Here is a 16097-nt window from a genome sequence, read left to right as displayed (position 1 = left end):
AGGGCTTTTTATTTATCTATTAAAACTAATAGCATTTAGATAAATAGAAAGGCAGAAGATATCTTTTTAATCGACAACAAAAAGCTCTCCGTTTGAAGAGAGCTTTTTGTTATTTCGCTATACTAGACGGAGCAGACTCTTTTCCTGACTCATTAACAGCTGTTACATAGTAACGAGACTGAGATGCGTCGGAATCAGCAAAGCTTTTTCGCTCAAATTCCGAAACGCTGCCAATATGGACAAATGTTCCGCCTGGTTTCTTTTTATAAATTCGATAACCGATAATATTGCCTTCTCGTACCGCGTACCACGTAAGCAAATTACCGCTCATCTTTACATGTGTAGGAGGTTGCGGGGCAGTTGCTTCACGCTCCAATTCTTTTGCTTGGTCAGCTTTTAGTTCTGTATAGACAACTAACCTCTCTTGATGGGTTCCTTCCGCACGGTCAAACGTGCCTGTGCACGTAATCAGATTTAAATTACGTTTGTTGCTGTACCCAAAAATTTCGTTTAGAGGTGCCTTATCTCGCGGATAGCTTTTTATACGTTTAACAACAAAAGTAAGCGTGGTCCCCTGTGCATCTCTTACGGTAATTTCATCGTCTTTTTTTAAGTTTTTTAGATTGTAAAAGACGGCAGGGCCGGTTTTACTGTCTACGTGTCCTGCTAATACAGCATTTCCTTTTACGCCAGGTTTAGCTCCTGGTTCAAACCAAGCAACTCCATTTTCTGTAGAGGGTGCTGCCATTTCACCGTTATCTAACAATCCTACTTCTTCAATTGAAGCCTCCACACCAATAGCAGGAATGGACACTTTTTCAGGGATGATTCCTTTGAATTCTTTGTTTAACTGTTTAGCTTCTGTTTTATGTTTTTTTAATACAGCAAATTCTTCTTCAAGCGTTACCCGGCTTTTTAGATCCTTTGATTGTGCTTCTTTCTCTTGTTGCTTAGCTGCAGCCTGTTGCTTTGTTTCTTTTGCTTCTACCATTTGTTCTTTAAAATATAGTCCGCCGCTAACAAGCAGGACTAAACTTAATATACAATAGGCAAAAACAATCGCTTTTTTCACATCGTCACCTCATTTCACAGCTGTTTATAAAAAAGAAGAGAGAACAACCTCTCTTCTTTTTTCAGGACTCTTGACTTGTAATCGATAGGGAAAAGGAGAAAAAATATTATTTGCTTACTGGTTTCTTGCGTAAAATAACTCCAGCTGTTAATACGGCTAATGAACCTAGTGCAATATAGATCGCTGTTAGTGGGTTCATCGTTGATTCAGATGCCCCGCCCATACCTGTTTTCGGCATATCTGTTGGCATAGTTGTTTCAGCAAACTTATCGGGGTTTTGTTTTACAATCGCTTCACCTAAAGCTTGGCCGACACCAAACATTAATTTATACCCTTCACGATACGTATCATAACTTCCAGCGTAGTCACCGGATGCATATTGCTCAAATGTTTTAATAACCGTATCTTCATGTGCTTTTATAGCTGCCTGTGCGTCTGCAGTTGGAAGGTTTCCATCTGTTGCTGTGCCTAAGAATGTACCAAATTCTTGCGCGAATTTATGGAGCTTATCTTTTGCAGCTTTTTCTCCTGCTTCATCGCCTTTTACTTGTGCACTTACTAATTCAGCTTGGGCATTGATGTGGTCTCCTTGCCAAATTTTTTCGAATTGTGCAGCTCCTTCATCGCCATATACTGAGCCGATTGCAGCTTTAAAATCTGCTGTGTTGGCATTTTCTAACCAGCTAACATAGTCGTAATCTTTTGAACCGTTAAACCCTTTTTCCATTCCCATTGTTGCTAAAGCAAAATGTTCTGCTGCTAAGCTGTTTAATGAAGAACGTAAATCTGCTGCTGGTATATCTACTTTTGTATTGTCGAATTTATCGGGCATTTGCGTTACGATTACATTTGATAACGCTTTACTAATGGCAAACATTTGCTGATATCCTTCGCGGTATGTCTTCGCGGCTGCCTCATAGTCACCTTCTACATAATCTTCAAACGTTTCTTTTACTTGATCTTCGTGCACACGAAGCGCTTCTTTTGCTGCATCTTCAGGTAGTTTACCTTCCGTAGCAGTGCTTAGAAACTTAGCAAATTCATTCACGAATTGATCTACTTCTTTATCTACTTCCGCCATGGCTTCTTTGTCGTTTTCTTTTGTTGCTTTTACAAAATCATCTGTGTAATTGTTGTGTTCTCTAAAAATCCGTTCAAATTCAGCCGCTTCTTTATCACCATAGATAGAAGCAATGGCTGGCTCCATGTCGACGGCATTTTGATCGAGTGCTTTGAACGCAGCGTCAGCATCTTTAGAACCGTCATAGGCTGTTGTCATAGCGGCAACGGCAAGCGTAAAGTGTTCAGATAATAAGTAGTCTAAGTTCGCTCGTAGATCTGAAGCTTTTGTTACTGCCGTTGGTTTTGCTTCCTCTGCATTTGCAATAGTCGGCATCAATAGTGAAGCTCCTAGTACAGGGATCATTAATTTTTTACTTAATTTCATCATTTTCCACTCTCCTCATTTTTAGTTGATATACGCCACTTTTTTCATTCTTACTACATCTTAAACCATTAAATAAATAGAACATTTTGAATATTCTGTATAATTAACCTTCATGTTCCCTCACATTTAATGATCCTTTTTAGGAAGTATTCTCTTTCTATCTACTAAACGATTGCTGAGTGAAGTTGGATCACTCTTTAAAAAAATTTTTTAAAATGTCATTTTCGTGAAGAATGCCTTCCCTTTCTACTTACCTAACGAACGCCTTCTTCAGCTAGATCACTTTTTTTAAAAAAAAGTTTTTAAGCGCCTTTTCTTAAGAATGCCTTCCTTTCCTACTTACCTAACGAGCACCTTATTCAGTTGGATCACTTTTTGAAAAAATATTTTAATTTTAACAGCTGGAAGCCTCTATATACATGAAAGCTACGTTTACTGTATTAATAAAAAAATCCGAACGGGTTGGATTCTCCATTAAGAATCTCAATTCATCGTTCGGATCTTCTTTTAACTAAACTACTTTTGTCTGAGCTTTTTTTATCTTTACTTATTTAAAAAATTCCACATCACGTCGTTTACTTCTTGAGGCTTTTCATGCTGAGGGGCATGAGATGCTTCAGCTAATCGATGAACAGATATGTTTGGCACATATTCTTCAATGCCATCTAAGTTTTCAGGCATAAAAGTAGGATCTTGATTTCCCCAAATAATCTGTACAGGGATGTTTAACACTTCCTCTTCTAACGGAAACAAAGATTTTCTTTGAAGATCTTCTTCCGTGAAGATTTTTAAATTGCGGTAATAACTTAGCATTGACAGCACAGAGCCATTTTCCCAAGAGTTCATGTATGCTTGAACATCATCAGCTGTTAGATATCCTTTTTTTACACCTGGGTCGATCACAAGCTTACGCAAACCGGAGAAGTTGTCTCGTTCCATATAGTCCTGTGCTTCTTGTTTTTGAAACCATTTCATATACTCACTTGCTTTTTGCTGATTTTTATTTGTTCTAAGCTCACGCATAAATGTATAAGGATGCGGACCGTTAAAAGCAATTAATTTTTGTACATATTCCGGGTAGCGATAAGCAAATGTCCAGCCGATTCCTGCTCCCCAGTCGTGTACAACTAGCGTGCAGGAGCTATATCCTAAACCTTCAATCACTTGGCGGATATCTTCTACTAATACATCAATTTCGTATGATTCTAGTCCGCTTGGCTTTTCAGATAGATTATATCCTCTTAAATCCAAAGCAACTGTGTGGAAATCATTAGAAAATTCATCGATCTGGTGTCGCCAAATATGCGAAAAGTCAGGAAACCCATGAAGAAATAGCATAAGATCTCCTTGTCCCTTGCTTATGTAGTGCAGTTTAACGCCATTTACGTTTATATACTGTTTACTCATTGTTCATTTCCTCCTTTTATGTAGCTGTAGAGCAGTATAACGCTGTAAAAAATGAACGTCAATTCATTTGCTTCGTTCACTTCTTTTTATTTCCTTTTATGAATATAGTTAATTATTTAGAGTGCACCTTTTTTAAAGGAGTGGTTAACGATGGCTCATATGTATTCAAAGGGCTGGTTTGTTCAGCAGTTAAAAGCAGCCAACATCTCTAAAATTGATGGAAGAAAGCTAGAAAGTTATAAAACCTACATTCTTCGTAATTTATATGCTGAGCTTATAGAACAAGGTAAAATCAACGGCTAAAAGAGGTTGAGACATCACGAAATGAATCCCATCTAAAGATGAACAAATGGGATATATGAGCTGAACTGCTTGAGACACCGCAGTTGATTTCCGTGCAAGGCTTCGCTTTCCGCGGGCGGCCGCTGAGCCTCCTCGTCGCTTTCGCTCCTGCGGGGTCTCACCTGTTCCGCTTTTCCCGCAGGAGTCTTCGTCTTGCCCTCCAATCAACTGCTAGAAAGATTTACACACATGAAATCTACGTTTGTCCTAACAAAAAAAACGAACCACTAATCAAAAGTCTTGATCAATGGTTCGTTTTACATTTCGTCTAAAATATTTTTGTCCCAGCCTCTTTTTTTACAGTGATTGCTCAATAAAAGATAATACGCGCTTTACATATTCTTTTTTATATACGTGATAATTTTGAACGTGTTCTGCTTTCTTAGTTTTCCAGAAGTGAAAAGCATCTGGATGCGTTTTAGCCATTTTTTCACTTTCGGTGTAAGGAATTTTTGTATCTCCTGTGCTGTGTATAAATAAAATTGGTCGAGGGTAAATATGCTCGACTGCTTTAATAGGACTAGCTTCAGCAGGATTTACATCTGCAATAACAGGAAGAATAGCAATGGTTAGCGGCGTAAACGGAAAGTTTGGTAAATGAGACCATACAGATAGATTTTCTTTTAAATAAGAGGTTAAATCACTAAAAGGACTATCGGCTACCACTGCTTTTACGTCGTCATCTTGAGAAGCTGCTAATAAAGAAGTGGCTGCTCCCATTGAAATGCCGTAGAGCACAATTGGCTCTTTTGTTGTTTCTTTCATCTTCTGAATAACGCCTAATAAATCGAGCTGTTCTTTTACACCAATCGTCGTTTGATTTCCTTCTGAGTCTCCTGAATCTCTGAAGTCAAACATGACTACTCGATATCCCGCTTTTACAAACTCTTTACTCAGCGGCAGAAAGCCAGCTCCTTGTGCTTCACGGTTATTTCCGTATCCATGTGACATAATAATGGTCGCTTTTGGCTGTTCCGTTGGTTTAATCATCCATCCTTTTAAATGGGTTATTCCGTCTTTGCTCAAAAATACTTGATTGCTATAGTACATGCCGTAATTACCAGGATTTTTCACAGCAGGATTTTTATCTAGTTTTGTCAGGCTTATGCCTACATAAAGAGAAATGGCCGTACAAAGTACAAAACAAAGAGCAACAAAGGATATCAGACTGATCCATATCGTTTTTTTCTTTTTACCTGTAGGGGTCTGTCTATTTAGAACTGGAGTCAAGCTTTTCCCTCCTTTTTATCTAAGGTCATTCTTCTCATTCTAACTCTTGCTGTCTCCCTTTTTTCCATTTTAAAGCTAGCCCATCTATTTTATGGATAAAATTCGTTTTATTTTCCACATATTTTTTCGGTTCAAAGCGATAGCGATGCGCTAGCTCTATTTTCAACGTTTCGTATTCTTTTGCTGCATCAGGGTGAGTTCGCAGATAATCCCGAAACGATAGATGACGATTAATTTCGGGGTGGCCTTTTTCATAAACATGAACGTGGTGGGTTCTTTCGTTTCCACCTTTTTGGAAGTATCGTCTTCCTTTTATGCCGTTTTCACCTTTTGCTTCGTAACCAAGTTGTTCCATCTTTTGATTATATGTATCTACGTTTTTTATATCTTTCACTTCAATAAGTAAATCAATAATCGGTTTTGCGCTTAAGCCGGGAACAGCAGTGCTTCCGATATGATGAATCTCTAAAACTTGAGCTGACATTGTAGTTGTTAAGGTGGCAGCTTCTTTTGAAAATTCCTTTTCCCACGCGATATTATAAGGTGTCAGCTGAATTTCTCTTACGGACTTCATCTTCAATTCCTCCTTTTGCAACGAAAAAACTGCTTATTATAGAATAGCCTATAATAAGCAGTTTTTCATCATTTAACATGTTATTAAGTTTTATCTAGTAAACGCCTGCTTCGCTAAATTAACAATCGTCATATCATCCATTGGAGGGTTGTGGAGCCCAGCACGCACGTCTCTATAATAGCGCTGCAGCGGATTACTGCGCTGCAAGCTACGCGCTCCTACTATGCGCATGGCTTTGTCAACAACCGTACAGGCACTATTAGTCACCACGTGTTTGACAGCTGCTAACTCTCCCGCTAATGCTGCTCGTTCGCTTGTTTCATCCCATTTATTTGCCACGCTGTACATAAAATGACGCGCCTGCATGAGTTCAAGTTCTATCTCTCCTACTAAACGCTGCACATTTGGCAACTCGCTAATCGTCCCTTCAATACTATTAGGCGAATATTCTGTGGCAAATGCGACAGCATAATCTCTTGCTGCGATGGCTGTACCCATGTAGCAAGCTGGTATATGAAGAAGCCAGCCGCTTGGCTCATTCTTTTTAAAACCACCGAGGCGTTCAACAAGAAAGTCGTGTTTAATCTCAACGTTTTCTAGCACAAGATCATGACTTCCTGTCCCGCGCATTGCAATCATATCCCATGTTTCTTCTATTGAAAGTCCGCTTGTTTCACGAGGAATTAAAAATAAGCCGATCTCTTCTTCACCTTCAATGCTTGCTTTTACCAAAAAGTAATTTAACACTGGAGACATCGTGGTGAATGTTTTTCGGCCATTGATTCGCCAGCCTTCTTTTGTTTTTACGGCTGTCGTTTCCGGTTTTCCTCCTCGAGTAGGACTTCCTGTCTTCGGTTCAGTAGCAGCGGTGTTAATAAGTGCGCCTTTTTCTATTTCTTTAAAAATAAAATCGAGCATTTGCTGATTCCAAGGCTGTTTTTCACGCAAGTCCATTGTAATCCCCATATGCCATCCAATACTAAGAGCCGTAGAAGCGTCTCCTTGAGCAATTAATTCTTGAAATAATAAAAAATCATAAAGGCGCAATTCATCTCCACCATATTTGCTTTCGAGAGAAAGACGTGTATAGCCCGTTTCTTTTAACTCTTGAATATTTTCAAACGGAAACGTACCTTCTTCATCTATTTTAAAAGCTCGTTTCTTAAATTTTTCGACTAGAGGCAGCAATTTTTCATACGTAGACTTTTGATTTTTATTTACAAATGAAACACTCATTTGCTTCATCTCCTTTTTATATGACAGAGTGTCCCTATCGGATTAATATACAGTTCTTATCATAGCATACCTCACCTTTTCTGTGCATGTTTGGTGTGTTTATCTTTCTTGTTGAATCTATTCTTTTTCCAATTTAATGGTCTGTTTTACCTATGTATTCCATACATTTAATGGAATAAAAAGAAAGGAATGGTGTGAATGAATCAATGTCCAAAATGCGGTGCGAGTGCAAGCACAGACCAATTATTTTGCAATAACTGCGGCTTTTCTTTCACCGTGTCTCCAGCTGCAGCTAAGTATAAAAAGAGCTGGTATATTGGCGGGGGTATTGCGCTTATACTTCTTTTAACTTTTGTATTTTATTTCTTGTTCTCTAGCTCAGAAGAAAAGACGGCTGACCGCTTTATTGAGGCATTAGAATCGAAAGATACAGCTGTGTTAAGAGAGTTATTAGACTCTTCGCAGTCTACTATAGTTATTAATGACACATCTATTCAAGCTCTGTTGGATGCAACTTCCGATGGTTCTATTTTACGAGACGTTGAAAATGATTTGAAAAATAAATCAAGTATCTACTTTACAATAAAAGAACAGAAACATTCACTACTCTTCAAAAAACAGTACGTGGTTGTGCCGTCATCATATTATATCTCCCTCGCCACGCCAGAGGATGCAACGGTTACAGTCAATGATACAAAACAATCGATATCCAAAAATCAAACGCAAAAAATAGGGCCTTTTATGATTGGAAATTACCCGCTTACGGCTTCTTACGATAGCTCTTACGGAAAACTTACAGACCAAACGACTGTAAATTTCCACCGGCAAAAAGAAGAAAATATATCTGTTGTATTTAAAGGGACTTACGTCACAATCTCATCGAATAGAGATGACGCTATTTTATTCGTAAACGGAAAAAGCACAGGACTGCAGGTGAATAGCTCATCACAAATAGGCCCTGTTGCCACGGATGGAAGCGTCACTGTTCATGCAGAAGTGCAAAAAGACGGCACAACGTTCAAAAGCAGTCCCTACACTATTCAAAGTGAAGAAAGTATTATGTTAAATATACAAACTCCGCCCGTCGAAAAGGAAAAAACCGTCATAAAAGAACGAGAAGTGATCGTGCCTGGGCCGCGCTCTTATGCTACTTCAAGCTCTTATATTCTTCCTGGTTCGGATTCTTACAAATTAAGCTATAGTGATATTAGCAGTTTGAGCTCGAGTGAATTAAGGCTAGCTCGAAATGAAATCTATGCGCGGCATGGGTATGTATTTAAATCGAAAGATCTTCAAGCCTATTTTTATGAAAAGTCATGGTATACCCCTGATTCATCATTCAGAGACTCCTACTTATCAAGCGTTGAAAAATATAACATTGATTTTATTAAATCATATGAGTAAGGTGGACTCCCCTTTTGCACAGGGGAGTTTTTTGATTGAAGCGAGTGCTTACTCCTACGCTTTTTACATACCATGATCCCTATACACGTTACTAAATTTCTTATAGCCTTCTTCATTCTTTTCACTGTAAAATATAAAGTAGATGTACATAAACTTACTACACGCATAAGGAGAGATGGAGAATGAATGGAATTGGACGACTTCCACAAAAGCTTAATGGACATTTGATTTTAGAAAATATTCAAGAAACCATGATCATTGCGGATAAAGACTATCGTGTGCAGTGGATGAATGCAAGAGCAATTGAAACACTCCAACCAGTACTCCCAATCTACCAGTTATCTCATATCGAAGAGTTAATTGGAAAGCATATGGACTTCTTTCATTCCAATTCTGAAGAAGCGGAAAAATTACTCACCTCTCTTCATACAACTTACAGAACGCGTATAACAATTGGAACTCAATATGTAGCAGAAGCTGTGATTCACCCCATTGATACAAAAGACGGCGAGCGTTATGGCTACTTACTTATGCTATTAGACTTTACAGATCAAGCCGAAGCAGAGCTTGAAAAAGAACGGTTAATTGAGGATTTGTCCACTCCTTTATTAAAGATATGGGACGAGGTGTTAGCTGTGCCCATTACCGGTAAGATGGATATAGAACGTGGAAAGAAGCTAACTGAAACGGTATTGGAGGCAGTTGTAAAAGAACAGGCGCGCTATTTGCTTATTGATTTATCTTCCCTTCATTCGTTAGATGAAGAACACGGTTATTATATTAACACGCTCCACGATGCTTTGCGTTTGATTGGTACCACTTGCCTTATTGTTGGTCTTTCTTCAAAAATGGCTCTCTCGCTTGTAGATTCTCAGTTTAATTGGCGGACATTTTCCACTGTCCAACAAAGCATCTCTTACATTTTAGAAAAAAAGAATTATCGTATTGCACCCATTTCATAAGCCCATCATATCATTAAGTAATCCTCTCTCAATCGCTTTTTCCTTCAATCGGAAAAGGCGATTTTAGTTATGAGGAATTGTGAACGTTTAGGCACTTATCATCATAGGATACATTAATCAACCATAGAAAAGGGTGAGAGCATATGCCAAGTGTTATTAACATTTATAATTTAAAGATCAACAGTATCTCAAGCAACGATTCTGTCAACATTGGCGAAGCACTCCACAACAGTCACACGGCCCATTCAAAATCCACTGGTACGAACTCTTCTTATGGCGATGTCTCACCTGCTTCCTCGAAAATGCGAAACATTTATATCGATCCTGATACAAATGACCAAACAGATATTGCAAACGTTGATCATGTCAATGGTTATCAGCAGTGATATAGGGCAATGCTTGTCAACAGCATGACGACAAACGGTGAATACATTCTCTCTAAACGTAATAGGCCGTTGGAGTAGAATGAATAAAAACAGTAAGGAGTCTCTTTATGCCTCTTCAAATTAACGTTTTTAATATCGTAACAAACGGTGTCACGCAAAACGCAAATATTGATTTTGGTTCCACCATTCAAAACAGTCACACGGCGAACTCAAAATTTAACGGCACGAATTTTTCTCTAGGTAACTTCTCTCCTACTTGCTCTCAAATGAATACAGGCGTGTTAGATCCTGATGTAAGCGATCAAGATCAAATTGCAAACCCTTCAGCTCCAATTGGAAATCAAATTTAGCTTTAACAATTTTGTCGTTTTACTTGGCACATTACAAGGAGGTGTGTAAATATGTTTCCATTTGGAAAGTCTCCTTTTAAAGGAATGATGGAAAATATCCCAAAAGGAATGGCATCTAAAGACATGAATAAGTATATTCAGCAAATGATTTCTTCTACCATGTCCCATTCTTTTCCGGATTTCATGCAAGGAAATGAATTCTTTAAGCAAGCCCAAGACATGATGAAAGAACAGCAGGATATGGGAACTGAAGGTCATGGACAAAAGCCAAGAAGATTTGATTCAAACGTCATCAATACATTAGATGAATGCATTGTACAGCTAAAAATCCCTAACCGCGATATTGTATCAAGCATTAAAGTCTATCATACGCCATATATGTGTACGATTGAAGGAATAGATGGAGAAGAATCCTTCAAAGAAGAAATTCAGCTTCCTTGTTCGGTTCGTAAAAAAGGCACACGCGCCATCTATCGTTCCGGAGTGTTGGAAATCCGGATGCCTAAACATGTTAATATTCCTATGTCTCAAATAGACGTCCACGATTTAGATTAAAGTGGACGTTTTTTTCTATTTTCATGCATACATATAAAATAGAAAGATGCAAAAGGCCTTGTTTTATTTTTTTAAAGAAGGTGACAAATATGAATCACGGAAAATTTAAAAAGTGGCGCGTTTAACCGACGCGATCCCTAAAATAGAAGAGCTTCATCAGCAATTAAATGAATCAGTTCTTCTTATTCAATCACTGTCTCAACTGCACGAGCAAACAGCTCATTTACTCTCGGCTATGCAGTCAGCTCCTAATTTCGAAGCTATTCAAAATCAGCTCTCTGCGTTAAAGGAAGAATCGTCCAATACAGCCTTATATGAGATGGTGAAAACTCTTGACAAAAAGATTGATGAAGTAACTCAGCCAAAGCAGTCCATTGTTGTTGAAAAAATCATGGTCGAAAAAGTATTGTTAGACAAAATTGATCTTATTAATAATTTTGGCCAGCTAGGCATTAAAGATTTGACCGGTCACTTAAACATCGGCACCACTTACAGCGCTGACTCTGATCAAGTAGATGAAGAAGTCAAAGACTTGTTTTCTGTTAAGCTAAAAGAAAAAAAGATTGATAAACATACAACTGAGACAACGATGAGTTCAGGAGGTGAAACAGAAAAGTCTGATGATCACTCCGATGAATAAAAAATGACCGCTACTGCTTATTTAAAGCAATTGTCGGTCATTTTTGTTTCCATAAATAGTTGTAATTCTTTTTTAAGGCGTCCCATCAAGAACTCTGAAATTTCTTCTTGATTTTCTTCTTTATGATGAGATGATGCTACAACAATACGTCCTGTTTTTCCTAAGAAAGCCCGGTACTCAATTACCTTCATCGCAGCATGAAGTAAGTTCCCGTCCGAAAGCGGCGCATTTGTTAGTAGCACAATATTTACTTCGTTTTCTTTTTGTCCATGTGTCAGCACAGCCAGCCACGAGTAACCTTTATCGTCTTTTAAGCGAACTTCATGACTAGATAAAGACTCAGATTTCCATACCGCGTTAGCACTGTTTTGCTGTTGAACAATTTCTTGACACCAGTCTAGACCTGTTTCATTGGAACTCAGTGAAAGAGTTCTCAAAGGACGAACAAAGGATAAACATAGCTTGCCCGGTTCCTTTTGCAACTGATACAACTCATGGAAGTCCGTCTCTGGATATTGATAAGGCGGCACAAAAGCAATTTGTCGCTTATTCACAGCAGGATGGTGAAATACATGCAAATCAACGCCATATACTCTTTTTAACGTAGCTGCATCCTGAAAAATGGCATCCATCCCCGTTTCTTCTACTCTTCCATCTTTCAGTAACACGGCATTATCTGCAAACAGCGAGGCAATGTTGAGATCATGCAAAATGGCCAGGACCGTCAAGCTCATTTCCTGCTGTAAAGTTTTTAACAGCTGAAGTAGTTCCATTGTATGTTTTACATCTAAGTGATTCGTTGGTTCATCAAGAAGTAAGTAGTCAGGTTCTTGCGCTAGTGCTTTAGCCAGCAAAACCCGCTGTTTTTCTCCACCGCTTAGCGATTGAAAAGTATGGTTTCTATAGTGCCAGATGTTTGTTAATTTCATCACGCTTTCCACCACTTCTTCATCCTGTGCTGATACGGTGCTAAACAATCCTTTTGCCTGATAAGGATAACGTCCAAGTGAAACAATTTCTTGAACCGTAAATTCTAATCCAATTTGATTTTCTTGCGTCATGACTGCAACTTTTTGCGCCAGTTGTTTTGGTGAATAAGCCTTTACTGACTTTCCTTCCACCTTCACTTCTCCTGATTGAATGGTTAATACATTCATAATTAAGCGAATAAGCGTTGTTTTCCCGCTTCCATTTGGTCCTAGTAAAGCAACAAAAGAACCTTTGTCTACGGTGAACGTGATGTCACGAACGGTCGGCTGCTGCTTATCGTATCCTCCTGTCACATTATATAGTTCAATCATGATATTCCTCTCTTCCGCATACGTTCTTTTACAAGGAGCAGGGTGAAAATCGGCGAACCAATTAAGGCGGTTACAACTCCAATCGGCAGTTCACGAGGCTCTAATATCGTTCGTGCCAATAAATCTGCTAAAACCAAATAACTTCCTCCAATTAAAATAGAAAGCGGCAGTACATGCTTATGATTAGCTCCCGCTACGAGACGCACTACGTGGGGGATAACTAAGCCAACAAATCCAATTGCCCCAGATACTGATACCGCAGCCCCTGTTAATACGGATGCACCTATTAAAATCATTCTTTTTTTCTTCTTTACGTCTATTCCCATAAACTGAGCGGATTGATCGCCAAATGCTAAGCCGTTCAGCTCTTTTACGTGTAACAGCAGCATAATCGTACCGACTAAAAAGAACGGCCCTAAAATTTGAATATGAGCCCATCCTCTCATTGATACGCTTCCCATTAGCCAATATAAAACCTGCCTTACATCTTCTTCAGGAGAAAGAGCCACAATTAATGAAATAAGCGCGCTCATAAAGGATGATAAAATAATCCCTGCTAAGATGATGGTTTCATTGGCCAAATTGCCGCTTGCGAGCTTCGTAATACCAAAAACTAAAAGAAGGGTAATAAAACCAGATACAATCCCGACTACCGGCAGCGTGAAGATAGACAAACCAAAAATACTCCAATGAAAATAAATTGCCATGACAGAGCCAAGGGTTGCACCTGAGGAAACCCCGATCGTATAAGGATCGGCAAGAGAGTTTCTTAATAGCCCTTGAAAGGCAGCCCCTGCTATTGAAAGCGAAGCTCCTACTAAAAATGCCACCAGTACTCTTGGAAAACGAATTTGCCAAATGATTAAATCCATATTTTCCGGACCGTGATATAAGGATAGCCCGGTAAGGTGGCCAATAATAATTTTGATTGTATCTCCTACGGTTAACGAAACTGTACCAATAAATACGCCCATAATTACCGAAGTACATACAATAAATAAACTGACTATGTATAAAATAGATGCTTTGTTAAAAAAAATACGTTTAAAAATCAATACTTTCAGCTCCTCTAGGAAACGAGGCGTGATGTTTTACATTACATTAACCATTCATTTTCCTGTCCATAAACGATGCTTCCACCATGCATTAAGTTGGAAACAATCATCTTTTATTTGTTGCGAGTGCTAGACTGTTGAACTAGGCAACGTAGCACAGCGTACTAAAGTTCTCGGTAAAAAAACAAGCGAAAGCCTCTACAAGCTATACTTTTTGTGCTTGCTCCGGGCTTTTATAGTTGTCTATTAAATGATACAGCTTTTCCATATCTACAGCTTCTCTCACATATGCTGCTGCTTTTGAAAAAGACTCCTCTTTTTGCAGACGGCTGTTGAATGTATCCGTAATAGGTGGCAATTTTTTATGTTTACGAATTTGATTAAGCAAAGCTCTGCGCAAAGCATCGTTATGAAACACATCATGAACATACGTGCCAATGATGTTTTCTTTAACCGTTCCTTCTTTTTGATCATCTACCACCGCAAAGGCTTCCGTCAAACTTTGAGAAACCGTCTTTCCCATATGAATTTCATAGCCTTCAATCGAAACCTTCTCACTCTCTAACTGAACATATCCAGAAACTCTTTCTGTTTTTTTGCTGGTTGTCATAACGGTTTCCACTGGAAGCAAACCCAGCCCTTTAATAGATTCAATCCGGGACTCTACTGCATCGGGGTCCGTAATCGTCTCGCCTAACATTTGATATCCCCCGCAGATGCCAATAACGTGAGCGTTCGTTGCGTTCAAGACTTGATTAATGGCTAGAGCCAGGCCGCTTTCTTGTAAAAACTGCGCATCTTCAATCGTATTTTTGCTTCCTGGTAAAACAATTAAATCAGGCGTACCTAGTTGTGATGGCTTGGTTACAAGCCTCACGTGACAGTCTTCTTCTAAGCTTAAAGGATCGATGTCTGTAAAATTTGAGATGCGAGGATACGAGATAACCGCAATATCGATTTCTTTTAACGGGTTCACAAGCGTTGAGTAATTTCTGAGTGATAACGAATCTTCAGCGTCAATTTCCACGTCATGCATATAAGGAATCACTCCTAGTACCGGAACTCCCGTGTATTCTTCAAACCACTTTAGCCCCGGTTTTAAAAGCTCTAAGTCTCCTCGGAATTTATTGATTAACACCCCAATCACTCTAGGCTTATGTTCATCTGGGAGCAATTGAAGAGTACCCACTAAACTCGCAAAAACCCCTCCTTTATCAATGTCTCCTACTAACACAACAGGGGCTTGGGCTATCTTTGCTACGCGCATATTTACCAGTTCACGATCGTTCAAATTCACTTCAGCAGGACTTCCAGCACCTTCAATCACAATTCGATCATAATGATTGGCAAGCTCTTTATAAGACTCCGTGATAACGTTCAAACCTTCATTAAAAAATTCTTGCCGATACTGAAAAGCAAACATATTACGAAGCGGCTTTCCATGAACGACAATTTGAGATTCATGATCACGAGTTGGTTTAATCAAAATAGGGTTCATATTGGTTGTTGCTTCGACTCCAGCCGCTTCTGCCTGAATTCCTTGCGCTCTTCCAATTTCTTTTCCATCCATTGTAATGTATGAATTAAGCGCCATATTTTGCGATTTAAACGGTGCAGTTTGATAGCCGTCTTCTTTAAAAATACGGCAAAACGCTGTAGCAATCATGCTTTTTCCAGCGTCTGAGTGCGTTCCTTGAATCATAAGAGGTTTTCCTTTTTTCACTTTTCCCACTCCCTATCACATAAAAAAACCTTAACTGTAAAAGTCAAGGTTTGGTCATGCGCTCATTAACACATTGTCTTGACTTATTTCTCCCACCGAAAAATAAGGGGTTTTTAAAAGCAGGTCTCCTGGCTTATGCTTCATTTTACTTCTGCATCCTTCCTAGTTTGACTAGTGGGTCTTTGCAGGTTCATCCACATTTACAGTAGCGGGGGCTGCACCGGATTCTCACCGATTTCCCTATTATCCTCCTTAGAGGCACTTTTAAAATCATTTATTCTTTATTGTAACGAATTTTATAACCATTCACAATAACGATTTTCTTCTATTATTATATATTACTGTGTTTATACTTATTTGGGTCTCTTATGCTATAATAACAATTATTTTCCAAACATCTTATGAAATAGCTA

Annotated in this window: 17 protein-coding genes and 1 riboswitch; of the genes, 7 read left to right on the top strand and 10 right to left on the bottom strand. The window is 38.8% G+C overall.

Annotated elements, in window-relative coordinates; all coding sequences use genetic code 11:
* Positions 1 to 109: 109 nt before the first annotated feature.
* From AC2YJL_RS09350 to AC2YJL_RS09340, 3 genes are all read right to left on the bottom strand, one after another.
* On the bottom strand, positions 110 to 1072 hold the full coding sequence (locus tag AC2YJL_RS09350; RefSeq protein ID WP_115654236.1) for a class F sortase: 963 nt from the start codon (positions 1070 to 1072) through the stop codon (positions 110 to 112).
* A gap of 106 nt (positions 1073 to 1178) precedes the next feature.
* The gene (locus AC2YJL_RS09345) at positions 1179 to 2522 is read right to left on the bottom strand and encodes a copper amine oxidase (protein ID WP_369361039.1); all 1344 of its coding nucleotides are present in this window, start codon (positions 2520 to 2522) and stop codon (positions 1179 to 1181) included.
* Positions 2523 to 3062: 540 nt separating this feature from the next.
* A complete protein-coding gene (locus tag AC2YJL_RS09340; protein WP_230932958.1) occupies positions 3063 to 3926 on the bottom strand; it encodes an alpha/beta fold hydrolase in 864 nt (287 codons plus the stop codon).
* 150 nt (positions 3927 to 4076) lie between these two features.
* Here AC2YJL_RS09340 and AC2YJL_RS09335 point away from each other — a divergent pair, with 150 nt between their 5' ends.
* Positions 4077 to 4229: a YflJ family protein gene (locus AC2YJL_RS09335; RefSeq protein WP_097825168.1), complete on the top strand. Its 153-nt coding sequence runs from the start codon at positions 4077 to 4079 to the stop codon at positions 4227 to 4229.
* Here AC2YJL_RS09335 and AC2YJL_RS09330 read toward each other — a convergent pair.
* The 4 genes from AC2YJL_RS09330 to AC2YJL_RS09315 all read right to left on the bottom strand — a co-directional run bounded on the left by AC2YJL_RS09330 (position 4188) and on the right by AC2YJL_RS09315 (position 7308).
* Positions 4188 to 4436, bottom strand: a complete 249-nt coding sequence (locus AC2YJL_RS09330; protein ID WP_195696649.1) for a hypothetical protein — start codon at positions 4434 to 4436, stop codon at positions 4188 to 4190. The two genes, AC2YJL_RS09335 and AC2YJL_RS09330, sit on opposite strands and share 42 nt — an antisense overlap.
* Before the next feature lie 129 nt (positions 4437 to 4565).
* The gene (locus tag AC2YJL_RS09325; protein ID WP_230932959.1) at positions 4566 to 5498 is read right to left on the bottom strand and encodes an alpha/beta hydrolase; all 933 of its coding nucleotides are present in this window, start codon (positions 5496 to 5498) and stop codon (positions 4566 to 4568) included.
* Positions 5499 to 5532: 34 nt separating this feature from the next.
* On the bottom strand, positions 5533 to 6072 hold the full coding sequence (locus tag AC2YJL_RS09320) for a GrpB family protein (RefSeq protein ID WP_487374717.1): 540 nt from the start codon (positions 6070 to 6072) through the stop codon (positions 5533 to 5535).
* 90 nt (positions 6073 to 6162) lie between these two features.
* A complete protein-coding gene (locus tag AC2YJL_RS09315; protein ID WP_195696646.1) occupies positions 6163 to 7308 on the bottom strand; it encodes an acyl-CoA dehydrogenase family protein in 1146 nt (381 codons plus the stop codon).
* Positions 7309 to 7506: 198 nt separating this feature from the next.
* Here AC2YJL_RS09315 and AC2YJL_RS09310 point away from each other — a divergent pair, with 198 nt between their 5' ends.
* From AC2YJL_RS09310 to AC2YJL_RS09285, 6 genes are all read left to right on the top strand, one after another.
* On the top strand, positions 7507 to 8712 hold the full coding sequence (locus AC2YJL_RS09310) for a TcaA 3rd/4th domain-containing protein (protein ID WP_369361043.1): 1206 nt from the start codon (positions 7507 to 7509) through the stop codon (positions 8710 to 8712).
* A gap of 182 nt (positions 8713 to 8894) precedes the next feature.
* Positions 8895 to 9674, top strand: coding sequence for an STAS domain-containing protein (locus tag AC2YJL_RS09305; protein WP_195696645.1), 780 nt, complete (start codon positions 8895 to 8897; stop codon positions 9672 to 9674).
* A 143-nt stretch (positions 9675 to 9817) separates the two neighbouring features.
* Positions 9818 to 10060 (top strand): spore germination protein, encoded by a 243-nt coding sequence (locus AC2YJL_RS09300; protein ID WP_369361045.1) that lies wholly within the window; start codon positions 9818 to 9820, stop codon positions 10058 to 10060.
* 107 nt (positions 10061 to 10167) lie between these two features.
* The gene (locus tag AC2YJL_RS09295) at positions 10168 to 10410 is read left to right on the top strand and encodes a spore germination protein (protein WP_098599660.1); all 243 of its coding nucleotides are present in this window, start codon (positions 10168 to 10170) and stop codon (positions 10408 to 10410) included.
* Between the two features lie 51 nt (positions 10411 to 10461).
* On the top strand, positions 10462 to 10965 hold the full coding sequence (locus tag AC2YJL_RS09290; RefSeq protein ID WP_195696644.1) for an Hsp20/alpha crystallin family protein: 504 nt from the start codon (positions 10462 to 10464) through the stop codon (positions 10963 to 10965).
* A 112-nt stretch (positions 10966 to 11077) separates the two neighbouring features.
* Entirely contained in the window at positions 11078 to 11605 is a 528-nt protein-coding gene (locus AC2YJL_RS09285) for a hypothetical protein (RefSeq protein ID WP_369361047.1), read from the top strand.
* 17 nt (positions 11606 to 11622) lie between these two features.
* Here the strand turns inward: AC2YJL_RS09285 and AC2YJL_RS09280 are convergent, their stop codons facing one another.
* The 3 genes from AC2YJL_RS09280 to AC2YJL_RS09270 form a co-directional block, all read right to left on the bottom strand.
* Positions 11623 to 12906, bottom strand: a complete 1284-nt coding sequence (locus AC2YJL_RS09280; protein ID WP_369361049.1) for an ABC transporter ATP-binding protein — start codon at positions 12904 to 12906, stop codon at positions 11623 to 11625.
* On the bottom strand, positions 12903 to 13961 hold the full coding sequence (locus tag AC2YJL_RS09275) for a FecCD family ABC transporter permease (protein WP_369361051.1): 1059 nt from the start codon (positions 13959 to 13961) through the stop codon (positions 12903 to 12905). Before AC2YJL_RS09275 ends, AC2YJL_RS09280 begins: the two co-directional genes overlap by 4 nt.
* Positions 13962 to 14166: 205 nt before the next feature.
* Positions 14167 to 15693 carry a cobyric acid synthase gene (locus AC2YJL_RS09270; RefSeq protein WP_369361053.1) on the bottom strand — a complete coding sequence of 509 codons (1527 nt, stop codon included), beginning with the start codon at positions 15691 to 15693 and terminating at the stop codon, positions 14167 to 14169.
* Positions 15694 to 15785: 92 nt separating this feature from the next.
* A riboswitch (cobalamin riboswitch) is annotated at positions 15786 to 15965 on the bottom strand.
* Between the last annotated feature and the right edge of the window lie 132 nt (positions 15966 to 16097).

It is taken from the genome of Priestia sp. SRI_019 (assembly GCF_057586255.1).
The sequence above is the reverse complement of the archived record's forward strand: the minus strand, read 5'-3'. Positions and strand labels throughout refer to the sequence as shown.